We start from the raw sequence: 16520 nt of genomic DNA, 5'->3' as shown, positions 1-16520 counted from the left end.
CGGGACGCGCCGCGCGCGGTCCCGCGATGTCGTGCATCCGTGCGCGAGTAAATCCTCGCTAGGCAGGGCCCCGCACACCGGACGGGCCCGCGGCGAGGGAGGATCTGCCTCATGGAGAGCGTCCTGCTGGGTGCAGCGCTGCTGGTGACCCTGGTCGCTCTCGTGATCGTCGTCGTATGGCGTCCGGGCACGCCCGGCAAGGCCGCCGCGGAGATGGCGCGGGCGCAGGGTGACGCGGACGAAGTCAGGGCGAAGGCCGCCAAGGAGGCGCAGGCCGTCCTGGAGAAGGCCGAGCAGGAGGCGCAGCAGGTCGCCGCCGCCGGGCGCGCGGAACTGGACGAGGAAGGCCGCGCCCTGCGCGACGACATCCGCACCCTCCGCGAGGACCTGGAGCGCCGGGAGGCCCGCCTCGCGGAACGGGAGCAGCGGCTGGACGCCGAGATGCGCCGCCTGGAGGAGTGGCAGGGGCGGCTCGCCGAGACCAAGAAGGCGCTGGAGGCCCGCGGGCAGGAGCTCGACGGCATCGCGGAGGAGCGGCGCAAGGTCCTGGAGCAGGCGGCCGGCCTGACCGCCGAGCAGGCCAAGGCCGAACTCGTCGCGGCGGTCGAGAACCAGGCGAAGCGCGAGTCCATCCCCATCGTGCGGGAGATCGAGAACGCGGCGCGGGCGGAGGGCGACAAGCGCGCCCGCAAGATCGTCACGCTGGCGATCCAGCGGGTCGCGAGCGAGCAGACGGCCGAGTCGGTGGTGTCGGTGCTGCACCTGCCGAGCGACGAGATGAAGGGCCGCATCATCGGCCGCGAGGGCCGCAACATCCGCGCCTTCGAGACGACCACCGGCGTGAACCTCATCATCGACGACACGCCGGAGGCGGTGCTGCTGAGCTGTTTCGATCCCGTGCGCCGCGAGGTCGGGCGGCTGACGCTGGAGAAGCTCGTCCTGGACGGCCGGATCCACCCCCAGCGGATCGAGGAGATCTACGAGCGCAGCCGCAGCGACGTCGAGCAGCTGTGCGTCCGGGCCGGTGAGGACGCCCTGGTCGAGGTCGGCATCGGCGACATGCACCCGGAGCTGATCGCGCTGCTCGGCCAGCTGCGGTACCGGACGTCCTACGGGCAGAACGTGCTCAAGCACCTGATCGAGTCCGCGCACATCGCGGGCATCATGGCGAGCGAGCTGCGGCTGCCGGTGGAGGTCGCCAAGCGCTGCACGCTGCTGCACGACATCGGCAAGGCGCTCACCCACGAGGTGGAGGGCAGCCACGCGCTGATCGGCGCCGAGATCGCCCGCCGCTACGGCGAGCACGAGGACGTCGTCCACGCGATCGAGGCGCACCACAACGAGGTCGAGGTCCGGACCGTGGAGGCCGTGCTCACCCAGGCCGCCGACGCGGTGAGCGGCAGCCGGCCGGGGGCGCGCCGCGAGTCCCTGGAGGCGTACGTCAAGCGCCTGGAACGGCTCGAGGAGATCGCCCGCGACAAGCACGAGGGCGTGGAGAAGGTCTTCGCGATGCAGGCGGGACGCGAAATCCGGGTGATGGTGAAGCCCGACGCGGTCGACGACATCCAGGCGCAGGTCATTGCCCGCGACATCGCCAAGCAGGTCGAGGACGAGCTGACCTACCCCGGCCAGATCCGCGTCACCGTCGTCCGCGAGTCCAGGGCGATCGAGTTCGCCCGCTGACCCGCTGACCCGCTGACCCGCTGACCGAGGGGTCGGCGGAGCTGTTTCGGTGGAGTTCGGCCTCCGGTCTGGTGTTCGCCAACTTCCGCGGTGATGATCAAGTCATTTCCAGGCGGGAGGATGTCTTGAACAGGATCGCCATGATCGGGGGCGGGGCCGTGCTGGCCGCCGCCGTCGCCTTCGCGGGCAGTGCACAGGCCGCGCCGGAGACCACGGGCAAGCGGACGCACGTGGTGGTGCTCGGGCACCGCGGGTCGCCGGGGCAGGCCCCCGAGGAGACGCTCGCGTCCTACCGCAACGCGCTGCGCGACAAGGCGGACGTGCTCGAAGGCGACGTGCAGCTCACGTCCGACAAGCAGATCGTGCTCCTGCACGACGACACGCTCGCCCGGACCACCGACGTGGAGCAGGTCTTCCCCGACCGGGCGCCGTGGCGGGTGGGCCAGTTCACGCTGGCCGAGATCAAGAGGCTGGACGCCGGGTCCTGGTTCGACGCGCGGTACGCGGGCCAGCGGGTGCCGACCCTGAAGGAGCTCCTCGCCGTCAGGGACCGGCGGACCGGGCTGAGCCTGGAGCTGAAGTCCCCGGCCAACAGCCCGGGCATCGCCACGCTGCTCGCCCAGGAGTTGAACGCGGCGCGCGTCACCGACGGCGGGACGCTCCCATCGGGGGCCTACCGGGTGCAGGTCCATTCGCGCGACCAGGCGGCGCTCAAGGAGTTCCACGAGTCCGCGCCCAAGGTGCCGCTCTCGTACCTGACCGGCGGGAGGATGCTCGCCGACGACGAGCTCGCCGCGCTGGCGGGCTGGACGGTCAGCGTGTACGCCAACCCCCGGGTGACCAGTGCGGACGACGTCAGGCGCGCGCACGCCAAGGGGCTGAAGGTGTTCAGCGACCCGGTGGACAGCCCGGCCGAGGTCTCCATGGGGGCGAACCAGGGCTACGACTGGCTCGCGACGAACTTCCCGGCCACGACGCGGCGGATCCTCGACGGCCGGAAGCCGTTCCCCGAGGCGAACGGCATCGTGATCGACAGCGTGCTCCCTGACCCGAGCGGCGACGACGTGCAGCCGGAGAAGAGCGAGCACGTGGTGCTGCGGAACGCGACGTCGAGGCCGATCGACGTGGGCGGCGGCTACCTGCGCGACCAGGCGGGCAACCTGATGAAGATCGGCCCTGGCTACGTGATCCCGCCGGGCAGCCTGCTGCGCGTCCACGTCGGACCGGGCACGAACCGCCCCGACGCCTACTACAACGGCCTGACGGCCGGCTTCCTGAACAACACCTCAGGCGACACGGTGTCGTTCTTCGGGGCCGACCACAAGCTGCTCGACATCTCCTCCTACGTCCTGCCCTGAGCGGTCAGCCGACCGTCAGGTTGACGGGCTCGACGTCGCGAGGCTCGAACCCGAGGGTCTGGCCGTAGAACGCGAGTTCCGCCTCCAGGCAGCGGATGACCGTGTCGGCCTTGCGGAAGCCGTGCGACTCGCCCTCGAAGGTGAGGTAGGCGTACGGCATCTTCTTCTCGGCCAGCGCCTGCGCGAACCGCTCCGATTGGTCCGGCGGGACGATCGGGTCGTTCAGCCCTTGCAGGAGCAGCACGGGGCACGCGGTCCTGTCGGCGTGGTTGATCGGCGAGCGCTCCTCGTAGGCGCGCTCGAAGCCGGGGAGGGGGCCGATGAGGCCGAACAGGTAGTGGGACTCGAAGTCGTGGGTGCTCTCGGCGAAGCGCTGCAGGTCGCTGATCCCGAAGTAGGACGTGGCGGCCTTGAACACATCGGTCTGCGTGACCGCCGCGAGCGTCGTCCAGCCCCCGGCGGAGCCGCCGCGGATCGCCAGCCGCTGCGGGTCGGCGATGCCGCCGTCCACGAGGGCGCGGGCGGCGGCGACGGCGTCCTCGACGTCGACCACGCCCCACTGGCGGCGCAGCCGCTCCCGGTAGGCGCGGCCGTAGCCGGCCGACCCGCCGTAGTTGACGTCGATGACGCCGATGCCGCGGCTGGTGAAGTACGCGCGCTCCATGTCGAGCACCGTGGACACCCGCCCGGTGGGGCCGCCGTGCACGAACACCACGTAGGGCGGCAGCTCGTCCTCCGGACCGGTGGCCTCGGGGTTGGTCGGCGGGAACACGTAGGCGTGGACGGGCCGCCCGAACGGCCCCTCCAGGCGTTCGGCGCGCGGCCTGGACAGGTAGGCGACGTCGGGCAGTTCGGCCCGCTCCCGGCGCAGGCCCTCGACGCGCCCGGTCGTCGTGTCGACCCGCACGACCGAGGCCGGCAGGTCCGGGCCGCCGGCGATCCCCACGATCGTCGTGCCGTCCGTGGACAGCTGCGGCGCCCAGTGCTCGTAGGGGACCTCCAGGTCCACCAGGTCGAGCGTGTCGGTGTCGTAGACGCCGAGCCGCATGTCGCCCTCGCCGTGCAGGACGGCGAGGCGCCCGTCGCCGAGCAGCGCGTACGGCATGCCGCCGAGCTGCCACAGCGGCGCGGCGAACTCCTCCTCGGCCGGGTAGAGCGCCTGCGCGGACTCGCCGTGCAGGCCGACCTGGTAGATGTTCCACCAGCCGGGCCAGTCGGAGATCACGTACAGGGACTCGTCGTCGCGCCACAGCGGCGCCAGGGCCGACTCGGTGAGCCCGCCCTTGACGGTCCGGGGGGCGACCACCGCACCGTCCTCGATCGCCGCCACGCGCACCTCGGTGCCGTCCCACGGCATGCGCGGGTGGTTCCACTGGACCCAGGCCAGGTGCCCTCCGCTGGGGGACGGCGCCGGTCCGGCGTAGAACTGCGCGCCCGACACCATCTCGCGGATCGCGCCGGCGTCCCCGGCGGCGCTGCCGTCCAGCGGGACGGCCACGATGGCGCGCCGGATGCCCGTCACGGGCTGCTCGTCGGCGCTCTCCGCACCCTCGGGACCCTCGGCCCCCTCGGCGCCTTCAGGGGCCGGCTCGGCGATGTGCCCCTCGCAGACGCACCAGATCTCCGTACCGTCCGGGGACAGGACGTAGTCGGCGTACCGCAGCCCCGCCGGCACGGCCGGTTCGGGCGTCAGCGGGTAGGGCTTGGGGTCGCCCTCGTCGAGCCGGTGGAGCCGCTGGTCCTCGTAGTTGGAGAACACGATCGACCAGCCCGCGCCGGTACGGATAGGCAGGTACGACCGGCCCCCGTACTCGTGGACGCGGGTACGCGCGTCCCAGGGCGCCTGCAGCAACTCGGTGCGATGACCGTCCTTCAGATGGATGACCGTGGTCCGGCCGCCTTCCTCGGGCCGCGTCTCCTGCCACCACACATCGTCACCCGAGACGGTGGGAAAGCTGAGGCGCAGCCGGGCGCGGGCGACATCGGCCGCAGAGATGGGTGAAGGCCATGAGCCGTAGGGAAGGGTCGCACGAGCGGTCATAACAGGAATCGTCCCGCATACGGGGATCGGTTGGGGCCATGACGGGCCGTTTGAGGTCGGAAAGATACAAGCCCGTCGCCCGAAAACCCGCCGGTAACCCCGGGGTTCGCCCGTTCCGCGGACGGCGAAGGGCGCCGCCGGAACCGGCGGCGCCCTTCGCGGACGAGCGGACGTTCAGATCGCCTGCTGGCTGACCCCGACCCCAGCCACGGGGGGCGGGGCGGCCGAGCCCATGGTCTTGGCCTCGGTCTTGCGGCTGCGGCGGCTGCGGCCCTCCAGCCAGGTGGCCACCCGGCTCAGCGACATGTTGATCGCGATGTAGATGACCGCGACGACGATGCCGGCCTGCAGCACGTTGTTGCTGTAGTTCGCCGGCACCTGCTTGAAGCCGGCCTGCAGGAACTCGCCGTAGGCGATGATGAACCCGAGCGCGGTGTCCTTGAGCAGGACGACGATCTGGCTCACGATCGCCGGCATCATCACCGTGATGGCCTGCGGGAGCAGCACCAGCCGCATGACGCCGTTCTTGCGGAGCCCGATGGAGTAGGCGGCCTCCGACTGGCCCTTCGGGATCGACAGGACGCCCGCGCGCACCACCTCGGCGAGCACGGAGCCGTTGTACATCGTCAGGCCGAACACGACCGCGGCGAACGCGGGCACCGTGACGGTCCCGGCGTTGATCTCCACCCCGAAGATCGAGAAGAAGTAGTCCACCGACATGCGCTGCAGGGTGCCGAACGACGACTCGGCGACCGCGGGGCTGATCTTGTTCGGGACGAAGAACGCCAGGAAGATCAGGATCAGCAGCGGGATGCCGCGGAAGAACTCGACCACGGCGCCGGCCGGGACGCGGATCCACCAGTGGTCCGACAGCCGGGCCAGCCCGAACACGATGCCGAAAAGCAGGGCCAGCACCGTCGCGACGACGGCGGCCTTCAGCGTGTTCATCAGGCCGGGCAGGAGCAGGTGCCTCCACACCGTCCACTTCAGGAACGGCGTCCAGAGCTTCTCCTCGAACTGGCCCTTGTCGCTGAGGCGCCAGATCAGCGCGGCCAGGACGGCCGCGAACACGATCGACACGACCGTGGTCAGGACCGCGTTGCGCGCCCGGGCCCTGGGGCCGGGGATGTCGAAGAGAACGGTCGCTTCCTTGCTCATCGCGCCACCGCCATTCGCTTGGCGAGCCAGCCGAAGAAGTATCCGGTCGGCAGGGTGAGGATCAGGAAGCCGATCGACACGCCCAGGAAGAGGGGGATCACCCCGTTGGCGAACGTGGGCTTGTCGATGATGGTCTTGGTGACCAGCGCGACCTCGGCGTAGCTCGCGGCCGCGGCCACCGTGGTGTTCTTGATCATCGCGATGAACACGCTGCCCAGCGGGGCGATGATCGCCCGGAACGCCTGCGGAAGGATGATCATGCGGAGGGACTGGGTGAAGGTCAGCCCGATCGAACGGGCCGCCTCCGCCTGGCCCAGCGGCACGGTGTTGATGCCCGAGCGGAGGGTCTCGCAGACGAAGGCCCCGGTGTAGGCGGACAGGCCGAGGACCGCCCACCAGTAGTAGGTCGTCGACGAGTTGTCGGAGAACTTCAGCGCGAGGATGTCGTTCAGCCCCAGGCTGCACATCAGCAGCACCAGGGTGAGCGGCGTGTTGCGCACGATGTTGACGTAGCCCGTGCCGAACGCCCGGAGCACCGGAACCGGGGAGACCCGGAAGCTCGCCAGGAAGGTCCCGATGATCAGGGAGAGCACCGCCGCCGCGGCGGCGAGGCGCAGGGTCGCCCAGAATCCTTGGAGGATCTCGTCGAAGTTGTCGAAGAACGGGCTGAAGTCAAACATTGCTCAGCTGTTTCATCACGTTCCAGCGGGAGTCAGGCCATGCCGACGCGCCCCCGGGTGATGCGCTGGGGGACGCGTCGGCGTGACGGGCGTCAGTCGCGGCCCTGGATCAGGCGCAGCCTTCCATCTGCGGGGCGGTCGTGACGAGCTTGAGCCCGGTGCCCGCGAAGTGCTTCTCCAGCAGGGTCTTGGCCGTGCCGTCGGAGTACATCTGGGCGATGGCCTTGTTGACGGCCTCGCAGGTCTCGGTGTCGCCCTTCTTGAGGCCGACGCCGTACTTCTCGTCCGTGAAGGGGTCGTTGATGACCTTGAACGAGCCCTTCTGCTGGTTGGCGAAGCCGGCCAGGATCAGGTCGTCGGTGCTCACCGCGTCCAGCGCGCCGGACTTCAGCTTGCTCACGCACTCGGAGTAGCTGGAGGCGTCCACGAGGGTGACGCCCTTGATGTTGAGCTTGCCGTCCGGCGGGCCCTCGGTGATGCGGCGGAAGGAGTTGGAGCCGGCCGCCTTGCAGAGCTTCTTGCCCTTGAGGTCGGTGGCCTTCTTGATGCTGGTGTTGTTCGCCTGGACCATCGTGTCCTGGTGGGCGACGTAGTACGGGCCGCCGAAGGTCACCTGCGACTTGCGCGCGTCGGTGATGGAGTAGGTGGCGACCACGAGGTCGACCTGCCCGCCGCCGAGGAACGACTCGCGGTTGGCGGAGGTCGTCTCCTTGAACGTGATGCCGTTCTCGGGGACGCCGAGCGACTTCGCGATGTACTTGGCGACGTCGACGTCGAAGCCGTCGAAGGTGCCGTCGGGCTTCTTCAGACCGAGCGCAGGCTGGTCGTACTTGATGCCGATGGTCAGCTTCTTGTCGTCCTTGGCCTTCTGGACGACCGTCTTGGCCTCGGTCTTCTCGGTGTCGCTGCCGCACGCGCTGAGCGCCAGCGACAGCGCCATCCCCGCCCCGATGAGGGCGCCGAAACGACGTACTCGCATTTTCGTCCTACCTCTGCTCTCTGCCGGAGCCCCGCGGCTCAGTGCGTGAGGATCTTGGAAAGGAAGTCCTTCGCGCGCTCGGTCCGCGCGTTGGTGAAGAACTCGTCGGGGGTGTTCTCCTCGACGATCTGGCCGTCCGCCATGAACACGACCTTCTGGGCGGCCCGCCGCGCGAAACCCATCTCGTGCGTGACCACGATCATGGTCATGCCCTCGCGGGCCAGTCCCGTCATGACGTCCAGGACCTCGTTGACCATCTCCGGGTCAAGCGCCGAGGTCGGCTCGTCGAAGAGCATCACCTTGGGCTTCATCGCCAGGGAGCGCGCGATCGCCGCGCGCTGCTGCTGTCCCCCGGACAGCTGCGCGGGGTACTTGTGCGCCTGGTTGGCGATGCCGACCCGGTCGAGCAGTTCCATCGCGTGCTTCTGCGACTCCTGCTTGCCCTGCTTGCGGACCTTGATCGGCCCGAGCATGACGTTCTCGAGGATCGTCTTGTGGGCGAACAGGTTGAACGACTGGAACACCATGCCCACGTCGGCGCGGAGCTTCGCCAGCTCCTTGCCCTCCTTGGGCAGCTCCTTGCCGTCCACGAGGATCCTGCCCTCGTCGATCGGCTCCAGCCGGTTGATCGAGCGGCACAGGGTCGACTTGCCGCCGCCGGAGGGGCCGATCACGACGACGACCTCACCGGAGTCCACGGTGAGGTTGATGTCCTTCAGGACGTGCAGCTCGCCGAAATGCTTGTTGACGTGCTCGACCACGACGAGGGGCCGGTCACCTGCGGCGGCCGGCTCCGGGGTGGAGACCTCCGGCCCGGTCTTGGTGAGCTCGGGCCCGCTTTCGCTGTCCGTCATGGGCTCGGACTTTACGTCATCGCCGGCGGTGCCCGAGTTGCCCTGCGGTACCGATACGATCACGAATACCCACGTCGGACGGGGTCCGGCCGTGGCGGAGAGTGATCATCTGAGCTGGCGGCGCGGTGCGCCGCCCGTTCGGCCATGTCACCGCGGGCCCGTACCCTTGATGACTGTCATGAGTGCGCCTATGGAGACGGCACCGCGTACGTACGAGATCCGTACCTACGGGTGCCAGATGAACGTCCACGACTCCGAGCGGCTGTCGGGCCTGCTGGAGTCGGCCGGGTACGTCCGCGCGGTGGACGCCGAGCCCGACGTCGTGGTCTTCAACACCTGCGCGGTGCGGGAGAACGCCGACAACCGGCTCTACGGCAACCTCGGCCATCTGCGGCCCGTCAAGGACGGCCATCCCGGCATGCAGATCGCCGTGGGCGGCTGCCTGGCGCAGAAGGACCGCGACACCATCGTCAAGCGCGCTCCCTGGGTGGACGTGGTGTTCGGCACGCACAACATCGGGTCGCTGCCCGCGCTGCTCGAACGCGCGCGGGTGCGGAGCGAGGCGCAGGTCGAGATCGAAGAGTCGCTGGTGACCTTCCCCTCGACGCTGCCGACGCGCCGCGAGTCCCCCTACGCCGCCTGGGTGTCGATCTCCGTGGGGTGCAACAACACCTGCACCTTCTGCATCGTCCCGTCCCTGCGCGGCAAGGAGCGCGACCGCCGGCCGGGGGAGATCCTCGCCGAGGTCGAGGCGCTGGTCGCCGAGGGCGCCCTGGAGATCACGCTGCTCGGGCAGAACGTCAACGCCTACGGCTCGGGCTTCGGCGCCCTGTCCGCCGCGCCGGACGACGTCCGCGCGATGACCCGGGACGGGCAGTCGGCGTTCGCGGGCCTGCTGCGGGCCTGCGGCGGCGTCGAGGGCCTGGAGCGGGTCCGGTTCACCTCGCCGCACCCCAAGGACTTCACCGACGACGTGATCGCCGCGATGGCCGAGACGCCCAACGTGATGCCGTCCCTGCACATGCCCCTGCAGTCCGGGTCGGACGGCGTGCTGCGCGCGATGCGCCGCTCGTACCGGCAGGCGCGCTACCTCGGCATCATCGAGAAGGTCCGGGCCGCGATCCCGGACGCGGCGATCACCACCGACATCATCGTGGGCTTCCCCGGCGAGACCGAGGCCGACTTCGAGGAGACCCTGCACGTGGTGCGGGAGGCCCGGTTCGCGTCGGCGTTCACGTTCCAGTACTCCAAGCGCCCCGGCACCCCGGCGGCGACCATGGACGGCCAGCTGCCGAAGGAGGTCGTCCAGGAGCGGTACGAGCGGCTCATCGCGCTGCAGGAGGAGATCTCCTGGGCGGAGAACCGCAAGCAGCTCGGCCGCACCCTGGAGGTGCTGGTCGCCGAGGGCGAGGGCCGCAAGGACGAGGCGACGCGCCGGCTCTCGGGCCGGGCGCCCGACAACCGCCTGGTCCACTTCAGCGCGCCGGAGGAGCCGGTCCGCCCCGGTGACATGGTCACGGTCGAGGTCACCTATGCCGCGCCGCACCACCTGGTCGCCGACAAGCCCGCGCTGGGCGTCCGCCGCACGCGTGCGGGCGACGCGTGGGAGGCCCGCCAGGGCGGTGACGGCGGGGCCAGGGGCGTGTCGCTGGGCATGCCGTCGATCGGGCGGCCGGCCACGTCGGCCGCGCCCGCGCCGGGCTGCTCGACCCGCCCCTGAACTCCGGCATGATCGGGTCGTTCCGGGCGGCCGGTCCGCCCCCAAGGAGGCAGCGTGCTCGTATCGGCGGCGGTGTGCCCGCATCCGCCCCTCCTCGTCCCGGAGATGGCGGGGGAGGCGGCGCCGGAGCTGGACGCGCTCCGGGGCGCCTGCGACCGGGCCGTCCGCGGCCTGGCGGGGGCGGACGCCCTGATCGTGGTCGGGGGAGGGCCGGAGACCCGCGCCTACGGGGGGGACGCCTACGCGACGCTGCGCCAGTACGGCCTCGACTGGACGATCCCCACCCGGGTCAAGCGCGATGCCGAGGCGCTGCCGCTCTCTCTCACCATCGGGTTCTGGCTGCTGGAGCGGCAGGGCCTGGGCGCAGGGGTGCGCTACCAGGCCGTCGCATTCGACGCCTCTCCTGACGACTGCCTGGCGCTGGGACGTGAACTCGCCGAATCGGCCGACCGTGTCGCCCTTCTGGTGATGGGGGACGGCTCGGCATGCCGTTCGGAGAAGGCTCCCGGCTACCTCGACGAGCGCGCGGCCCCGTACGACGAGGGTGTGGCGCGCGCGCTCGGGCAGGCCGACGCGGGGGCCTTGGCCGCCCTCGATCCGGAGCTCTCCCGGGCCGTCCGGGCGGCCGGGCGTGCGGCATGGCAGGTGCTCGCCGGTGCGGCCGCTCAGGGCGGCGACGCGTTCACGGGCGAACTCCTCGCCGACGAGGCCCCTTACGGCGTCGGTTACCTGGTGGCGGGCTGGTCACGGGCAGGCGCGCCCGCCTAGTAGGGCTGCCCGCCGGTGCCGCCGGGCTGTTCCCCCGTGCCGCCGGCCTGCCCCGGCTGCCCCGGCTGCCCGGGCTGCCCGGGCTGTTCCCCCGCACCGCCGTGCTGCCCGGGCTGCGCGCCTTCGCCGCCCCCGCGGTCGATGTACTTCTCGGCCTGCTCCTGGACGCGGTCGACCTTGTCGGCGTACTTGCCGCCGGTGCGCTGGTCGAACTTGTCCCCGGCCTTCTCCACGCCCTCCTTGGCCTTGTCGGAGTGCTGTCCGAGCATCTGCTTGACCTTGTCGACGATGGACATCGAATCCCCCCGGATCCCTCGTCCCGTTCGGCGCCGCCGGGCCGGTGCGGCGCCCGTTCATCCCGGCCATACCCGTTCTGTTGCCACAATCGATCCCGTGACCCCACCCAATGCCCCGCATGTGATCGCGGTCGTCGGCGCCACGGCGGCCGGCAAGTCCGACCTGGCCGTCGAGCTGGCGCTCCGCCTGGACGGCGAGGCGGTGAACGCCGACTCGATGCAGCTGTACCGCGGCATGGACATCGGCACCGCGAAGCTGCCGGCGGACGAGATGCGCGGGGTCCCGCACCATCTCCTGGACGTCTGGGACGTGACGGTCACGGCGAGCGTCGCCGAGTACCAGCGGCTCAGCGCGGACGCCATAGCCGAGATCAGGGGCCGGGGGCGGTTGCCGGTCCTGGTCGGCGGGTCCGGGCTCTACGTCCGCGCGGCCCTCGACCGCCTGGAGTTCCCGGGCACGGATCCGGCCGTGCGGGGGCGCCTGGAGGAGGAGCTGGAGCGCGTCGGGCCCGGCGCCCTGCACGAGCGGTTGCGCGGCCTCGACCCCGCGGCGGCGGAGGCGATCCTGCCGAGCAACGGCCGCCGGATCGTACGGGCACTGGAGGTGATCGAGATGACCGGCCGCACGTTCACCGCGACCCTGCCCGAGCACCGGTACCGCTACGACTCCGTGGTGCAGATCGGGCTGAGCGTGCCCCGCGACGAGCTGGACGAGCGCATCGCCCTGCGGGTGGAGCGGATGTGGGAGGCGGGCCTGGTCGACGAGGTCCGGGAACTGGAGAAGCGGGGCCTGCGGGACGGCCTGACCGCCGGGCGCGCCCTCGGCTACGCGCAGGTGCTGCGGTTCCTCGCGGGGGAGTGGACGGAGGACCAGGCCAGGGAGGACACCGTCCGGACGACGCGGCGCTTCGCCCGCCGCCAGGAGTCGTGGTTCCGCCGCGACCCGCGCGTCGAATGGCTCCCCTACGACGCCCCGGACCTGGTCGATCGCGCCCTGGCGCTGGTGAGCCGGGGGGCGGCGGACCCCATATGATCGGGGGCATGCGGTTCGTCAAGGGGCACGGCACCGAGAACGACTTCGTGATCCTCCCCGATCCGGACGGCGTCCTCGACCTCACGCCGCGGGCCGTCGCGCGGCTCTGCGACCGGCGGGCGGGCATCGGCGCCGACGGCGTCCTGCGCGTGGTCCGGACGAAGGCCGCGGAGTTCGACGCCGACGCCGACGCCGACGCCGAGTGGTTCATGGACTACCGCAACGCCGACGGCAGCATCGCCGAGATGTGCGGCAACGGGGTGCGCGTCTTCGCCCGCTACCTGGTCGACGCGGGCCTGGCCCCGGCAGGGGAGTGGGACGTCGCCACCCGCGCGGGTCTGCGGCGCGTGTCGCTCGGCCCGTCCGGCGACGTCGGCGTGGAGATGGGCCTGCCCGAACTCCTCGGCCCAGGGGAGGCGGCCCTCGCGGGGGCGGCCTTCGCAGGCGAGCGGGTCAGCGTCGGCAACCCCCATCTGGCATGCCGTGTCACCGGGCCGGTCACCGCCCTGGACCTGTCGCGCGCCCCCGGGTTCGACCCGGCCGTCTTCCCCGACGGGGTGAACGTCGAGTTCTTCCGTAGCGTCGGGGAGCGGCACGTGGAGATGCGGGTGTACGAGCGCGGCTCCGGCGAGACGCGGTCGTGCGGCACCGGGACCGTCGCGGTCGCCGCGGCCGCGGCCCGCGGCGCCTTCGACGGCGCCGAGTGGACCGTGGACGTCCCGGGCGGCCGGGTGACCGTCGTCCTCGACGGCGACACCAGCCACCTGAGGGGCCCGGCCGTCCTGGTCGCCGAGGGCGAGACCCGGCCCGGCTGGATCTGACCGGCCTTCCCTCCGACCTGGACTGGTACGGGTGCTGCTCCCGGTCCCGGCACAGACGGGACAACGGTCCCTCTCCAGCGGGACCTTCCCCCGCATAACTTCTTTCTTGCACACCCTCTGGTGAATGGCCCGTATGGACCGGGATGGGAGCCCCGGGGCCGTACGGAGCCTGAGGGCCGGTGGCGACCTTCTTGGCGGGGGGCGGTCACCGGCCCTCCCACCCGGAGGGTGCGGCACCTCAGGGCTCTCGGGGGAGCCCTCAGGACGAGACGCCGTTGACCGGCAGTCTGGCGCGGACCAGGGTCCCGCCCTTGGGGCCGGGCCCCACCGTGCATGATCCGCCCAGTTCGGCCGCGCGTTCTCGCATGGAGGACATGCCGATGCCGGAGCGCACCTGGTAGGGCAGCCCCACACCGTCGTCGTCGACCGTGACGTGCAGATCACCGTTCAGATGCAGCCGCACCTCGGCGCGGCCCGCCTTGGCGTGCCGGTGGACGTTCGTCAGCGCCTCCTGGACGATCCGGTACGCGGCGACCTCGGCCGCGGCCGGCAGGCCCTTCAGGTCGCCCACGACGCGAACGTCCACCTGGGGGCCGTCCCCGGAGGCGACGACGCCGCCGAGCGCCTGGATCGCGCCCTCCAGCCCGAGGTCGTCCAGGGCGGGAGGCCGCAGGCCGTACACGAGCTCCCTGATGTCGCCGATGGTGCGCCCCATGGTGGCGCGCAGTTCCTCCAGCAGCCCGTCGACCGCCTCCGGGTCGGTCTTGAGCGTGATGCGCGCGGCGTCCACCGTCATGGCGAGGCTGGCCAGCGTCGGGCCGAGGCCGTCGTGCAGGTCGCGGCGCAGCCGGCGGCGCTCCTCCTCCCGCGTGCGCAGGATGTGCTCGCGGGACCGCTGGACGTCCGCGGCGAGCCGTGCCGCGTTCGCCAGCTCGGCCAGGTTGCGGGCGAGGACGTTCGACAGCCGCGCGTCCGGGGTGCGGGTGACGCCGAACAGCAGCCGCCCCACCGGCTCGCTGTGCCATACCAGCGGGATGAGCTGCGGGCGGTCGCCGAGCACGCCGTCCTCCGCCGCGATCTTCCGGCCGTCGCGGTCCAGCACCTCGATCGTGACGCCGGTCGCGTGCAGGGCCGAGCGCGCGACCTCGGCGGCGACGGCGAGCGCGGCGCCGGGGTTGGCGGCGGTCTGCAGCCGCCGGTTGAGGCGGTCGGCGATCCGGTACGGGTCGCGCTCGCCGTGGATGAACCCGTCCACCGTGCGCTGGAGCCGCCGCCGGACCGGTTCGAACACCGCGCCCGCGACGATCGCCCCGGCGAGCCCGGCGAGGGTGCCCCGGCCGTGCGCGAGCAGGCTCGCGGTGCCGACGAGCGCGAAGTACACGCCGGTGATCACGACCACGAGGCCCGCGTACACCAGCGTCCGGCTGACCACGAGGTCGATGTCGTACAGCCGGTAGCGGGTGATCGCTATCGCGATGCAGATGGGGACGGCGACGATGGTGAGGTCGCGCAGCGGGTCGCCGATCGGGCTGTTCTCGCCGACGAAGATGATCGCCTCGGCGACGATCCCCGGATAGACCACCCAGGCGATCTGCCGCCGGACGTCCGGCGGCGCCTGGACGAACCGCACGGCCACCGAGAACAGCCCCGCGGCCAGGGCGGTGACGATGACGACGCTGATCGGGAGCGGGATCCGGTCGAACGGGTAGACCGAGACGCCGTTGTGCCAGCGGCGCACGTCCGGGTCGATCGTGAGGTGCACGCACACGACGACCGGGACGAGGCAGGCGAGGGCGAGGGCCGGACGGAACCACCGCGACACCAGCCGCCCGTCCGGGAAGACCAGCGGCAGCACCAGTGTCAGGGCGTAGGTGTCAACGGCCCACAGCCAGACTCCGAGCCACTGGACGAACCCGGCCCCGGGCCAGCGGTGCAGCTCGAACCAGGGGCCGAGGTTGAGCGAGAGCACGTAGAGGGAGGCGCTGAACCCCGCGCCCACCATGAGCCAGGCGACCTTCAGCCCCGGCCGGTGGCGCAGCAGGACGGCGCCCACGGGCGTCCAGGCGAGGGCCACCAGGATCTCGGGATGCCACCACACCATCCGCTGCTCGGACGGGAGGCGGCCCCCGATGACCAGGGACGCCGCGACGGACACGACCGCGCCGAGCGCGAAGAGGGCGCCGATGCGCCGCGCCGCGCGGTCGTGCTCTTCCGTCTGCATGCACACTCCCCGCCGAAAGTAATGGAATGTTAAAACGCCCGGCTCTCTGTCCTGCAGTCCAAAACGCGACCGCCTCAGGACACCGCTGATCGGGTTCGGCGGAGGATTCCCCGGTCGTGGTGCGGGCGGACGTGTCGTGATGGTAACCGTGGATACGCCTGAAATGAACGGAAGACGCAGGTCAGCGTCCTGTTCCGGTCGCCTTACCACACGCTGGGCGCGGTCGGCGCGCTGTGCGGGCACGGTCGGCGCACGGGCGGCGCGTGCGGCCGGGAACCGGGGGCGGGCGCGGGTCAGACCGTGAGAGTCAACATGCTGTCGCGCGTCAGCGCCTTCACCCCGCGCCGCATGTCCTCGGGAGAGAAGTCCTTGAGGAGCAGGCGCTGGATCAGGAAGCCGGGGAAGAGTGCGAACAGCGTCTTCCCGGCGGCCGTGACATCGGTGTCGGCGGGGAGCAGGCCGGCGTCGACCAGCCGGCGGATGTAGCGGGTCCAGGTGTCGCGCAGGCCGATGACGTTGTCGGCGACGTACGCGGCGATCTCGGGGTCGTGCATGGCGAGCGCCCAGCCCTGGGGCGCGAGCCGGAGCGGGCCGTTCTCGCCGGAGAGGGCGACGATGTGGTCGGCGAGCCGCTCGGCCATCTCGTCGACCGGGAGCAGCGGGTCGCTCTCGGCGAGCGCCGTGAAGAACGCGTGCAGGTCGCCGACCACGGTGGCGATGTTCGCCTCGACGATCTCGTTCTTGCTCTTGAAGTACCGGTAGACGGCTCCGGCGGAGAGGCCGGCCTCGGCGAAGATGTCCTGCATGGACGTCGCGTGGATGCCCTTGCGGATGAAGCAGGTGCGGGCCGCTTCCAGGATCTGGCGGCGGCGGCGCTCCAGGTGCTCCTCGCTGACTCTCGGCATGGC

14 protein-coding genes are annotated in these 16520 nt (G+C 71.3%); 6 read left to right on the top strand and 8 right to left on the bottom strand.

Annotation, left to right across the window (positions count from 1 at the left end; translation table 11 throughout):
• Positions 1-123: 123 nt before the first annotated feature.
• Positions 124-1683, top strand: coding sequence for a ribonuclease Y (gene rny / locus AB0C21_RS01140; protein WP_500202336.1), 1560 nt, complete (start codon positions 124-126; stop codon positions 1681-1683).
• 125 nt (positions 1684-1808) lie between these two features.
• Positions 1809-3041 carry a glycerophosphodiester phosphodiesterase family protein gene (locus AB0C21_RS01135; protein ID WP_500202080.1) on the top strand — a complete coding sequence of 411 codons (1233 nt, stop codon included), beginning with the start codon at positions 1809-1811 and terminating at the stop codon, positions 3039-3041.
• Between the two features lie 4 nt (positions 3042-3045).
• Here AB0C21_RS01135 and AB0C21_RS01130 read toward each other — a convergent pair whose 3' ends face one another.
• The 5 genes from AB0C21_RS01130 to AB0C21_RS01110 all read right to left on the bottom strand — a co-directional run bounded on the left by AB0C21_RS01130 (position 3046) and on the right by AB0C21_RS01110 (position 8660).
• Positions 3046-5082, bottom strand: a complete 2037-nt coding sequence (locus tag AB0C21_RS01130) for a S9 family peptidase (RefSeq protein ID WP_500202079.1) — start codon at positions 5080-5082, stop codon at positions 3046-3048.
• 174 nt (positions 5083-5256) lie between these two features.
• Positions 5257-6240 carry an amino acid ABC transporter permease gene (locus AB0C21_RS01125; protein WP_500202078.1) on the bottom strand — a complete coding sequence of 328 codons (984 nt, stop codon included), beginning with the start codon at positions 6238-6240 and terminating at the stop codon, positions 5257-5259.
• On the bottom strand, positions 6237-6920 hold the full coding sequence (locus AB0C21_RS01120) for an amino acid ABC transporter permease (protein ID WP_500202077.1): 684 nt from the start codon (positions 6918-6920) through the stop codon (positions 6237-6239). Before AB0C21_RS01120 ends, AB0C21_RS01125 begins: the two co-directional genes overlap by 4 nt.
• A gap of 109 nt (positions 6921-7029) precedes the next feature.
• Complete coding sequence (locus AB0C21_RS01115; RefSeq protein WP_500202076.1) at positions 7030-7899, bottom strand: glutamate ABC transporter substrate-binding protein; 870 nt, start codon at positions 7897-7899, stop codon at positions 7030-7032.
• Positions 7900-7937: 38 nt separating this feature from the next.
• Positions 7938-8660, bottom strand: a complete 723-nt coding sequence (locus AB0C21_RS01110) for an amino acid ABC transporter ATP-binding protein (protein ID WP_500202335.1) — start codon at positions 8658-8660, stop codon at positions 7938-7940.
• Between the two features lie 283 nt (positions 8661-8943).
• Here AB0C21_RS01110 and miaB point away from each other — a divergent pair, with 283 nt between their 5' ends.
• Both miaB and AB0C21_RS01100 read left to right on the top strand, forming a co-directional pair.
• Positions 8944-10473, top strand: a complete 1530-nt coding sequence (gene miaB / locus AB0C21_RS01105) for a tRNA (N6-isopentenyl adenosine(37)-C2)-methylthiotransferase MiaB (RefSeq protein ID WP_500202075.1) — start codon at positions 8944-8946, stop codon at positions 10471-10473.
• A 54-nt stretch (positions 10474-10527) separates the two neighbouring features.
• The gene (locus AB0C21_RS01100) at positions 10528-11241 is read left to right on the top strand and encodes a class III extradiol ring-cleavage dioxygenase family protein (RefSeq protein WP_500202074.1); all 714 of its coding nucleotides are present in this window, start codon (positions 10528-10530) and stop codon (positions 11239-11241) included.
• Here AB0C21_RS01100 and AB0C21_RS01095 read toward each other — a convergent pair.
• On the bottom strand, positions 11238-11537 hold the full coding sequence (locus AB0C21_RS01095) for an antitoxin (RefSeq protein ID WP_500202073.1): 300 nt from the start codon (positions 11535-11537) through the stop codon (positions 11238-11240). The genes AB0C21_RS01100 and AB0C21_RS01095 overlap by 4 nt on opposite strands.
• A gap of 121 nt (positions 11538-11658) precedes the next feature.
• Here AB0C21_RS01095 and miaA point away from each other — a divergent pair, with 121 nt between their 5' ends.
• The gene (miaA, locus tag AB0C21_RS01090) at positions 11659-12570 is read left to right on the top strand and encodes a tRNA (adenosine(37)-N6)-dimethylallyltransferase MiaA (protein WP_500202334.1); all 912 of its coding nucleotides are present in this window, start codon (positions 11659-11661) and stop codon (positions 12568-12570) included.
• An 8-nt stretch (positions 12571-12578) separates the two neighbouring features.
• On the top strand, positions 12579-13391 hold the full coding sequence (dapF, locus tag AB0C21_RS01085; protein WP_500202072.1) for a diaminopimelate epimerase: 813 nt from the start codon (positions 12579-12581) through the stop codon (positions 13389-13391).
• A gap of 259 nt (positions 13392-13650) precedes the next feature.
• Here dapF and AB0C21_RS01080 read toward each other — a convergent pair whose 3' ends face one another.
• Positions 13651-15612, bottom strand: coding sequence for a sensor histidine kinase (locus AB0C21_RS01080; protein ID WP_500202071.1), 1962 nt, complete (start codon positions 15610-15612; stop codon positions 13651-13653).
• A 293-nt stretch (positions 15613-15905) separates the two neighbouring features.
• The gene (locus AB0C21_RS01075) at positions 15906-16517 is read right to left on the bottom strand and encodes a TetR/AcrR family transcriptional regulator (RefSeq protein ID WP_353820278.1); all 612 of its coding nucleotides are present in this window, start codon (positions 16515-16517) and stop codon (positions 15906-15908) included.
• Positions 16518-16520 lie beyond the last annotated feature (3 nt).

Source organism: Spirillospora sp. NPDC049024, assembly GCF_040649235.1.
In the GTDB taxonomy this organism is placed as follows: domain Bacteria; phylum Actinomycetota; class Actinomycetes; order Streptosporangiales; family Streptosporangiaceae; genus Spirillospora.
The sequence above is the reverse complement of the archived record's forward strand: the minus strand, read 5'-3'. Positions and strand labels throughout refer to the sequence as shown.

Excerpts from the sequence above, each read along its gene's own strand:
- AB0C21_RS01130 (WP_500202079.1), bottom strand. The coding sequence starts at position 5,082 with ATGACCGCTCGTGCGACCCTTCCCTACGGCTCATGGCCTTCACCCATC.
- AB0C21_RS01125 (WP_500202078.1), bottom strand. The coding sequence starts at position 6,240 with ATGAGCAAGGAAGCGACCGTTCTCTTCGACATCCCCGGCCCCAGGGCC.
- AB0C21_RS01120 (WP_500202077.1), bottom strand. The coding sequence starts at position 6,920 with ATGTTTGACTTCAGCCCGTTCTTCGACAACTTCGACGAGATCCTCCAA.
- AB0C21_RS01115 (WP_500202076.1), bottom strand. The coding sequence starts at position 7,899 with ATGCGAGTACGTCGTTTCGGCGCCCTCATCGGGGCGGGGATGGCGCTG.
- miaB (WP_500202075.1), top strand. The coding sequence starts at position 8,944 with ATGGAGACGGCACCGCGTACGTACGAGATCCGTACCTACGGGTGCCAG.
- AB0C21_RS01095 (WP_500202073.1), bottom strand. The coding sequence starts at position 11,537 with ATGTCCATCGTCGACAAGGTCAAGCAGATGCTCGGACAGCACTCCGAC.
- dapF (WP_500202072.1), top strand. The coding sequence starts at position 12,579 with ATGCGGTTCGTCAAGGGGCACGGCACCGAGAACGACTTCGTGATCCTC.
- AB0C21_RS01080 (WP_500202071.1), bottom strand. The coding sequence starts at position 15,612 with ATGCAGACGGAAGAGCACGACCGCGCGGCGCGGCGCATCGGCGCCCTC.
- AB0C21_RS01075 (WP_353820278.1), bottom strand. The coding sequence starts at position 16,517 with ATGCCGAGAGTCAGCGAGGAGCACCTGGAGCGCCGCCGCCGCCAGATC.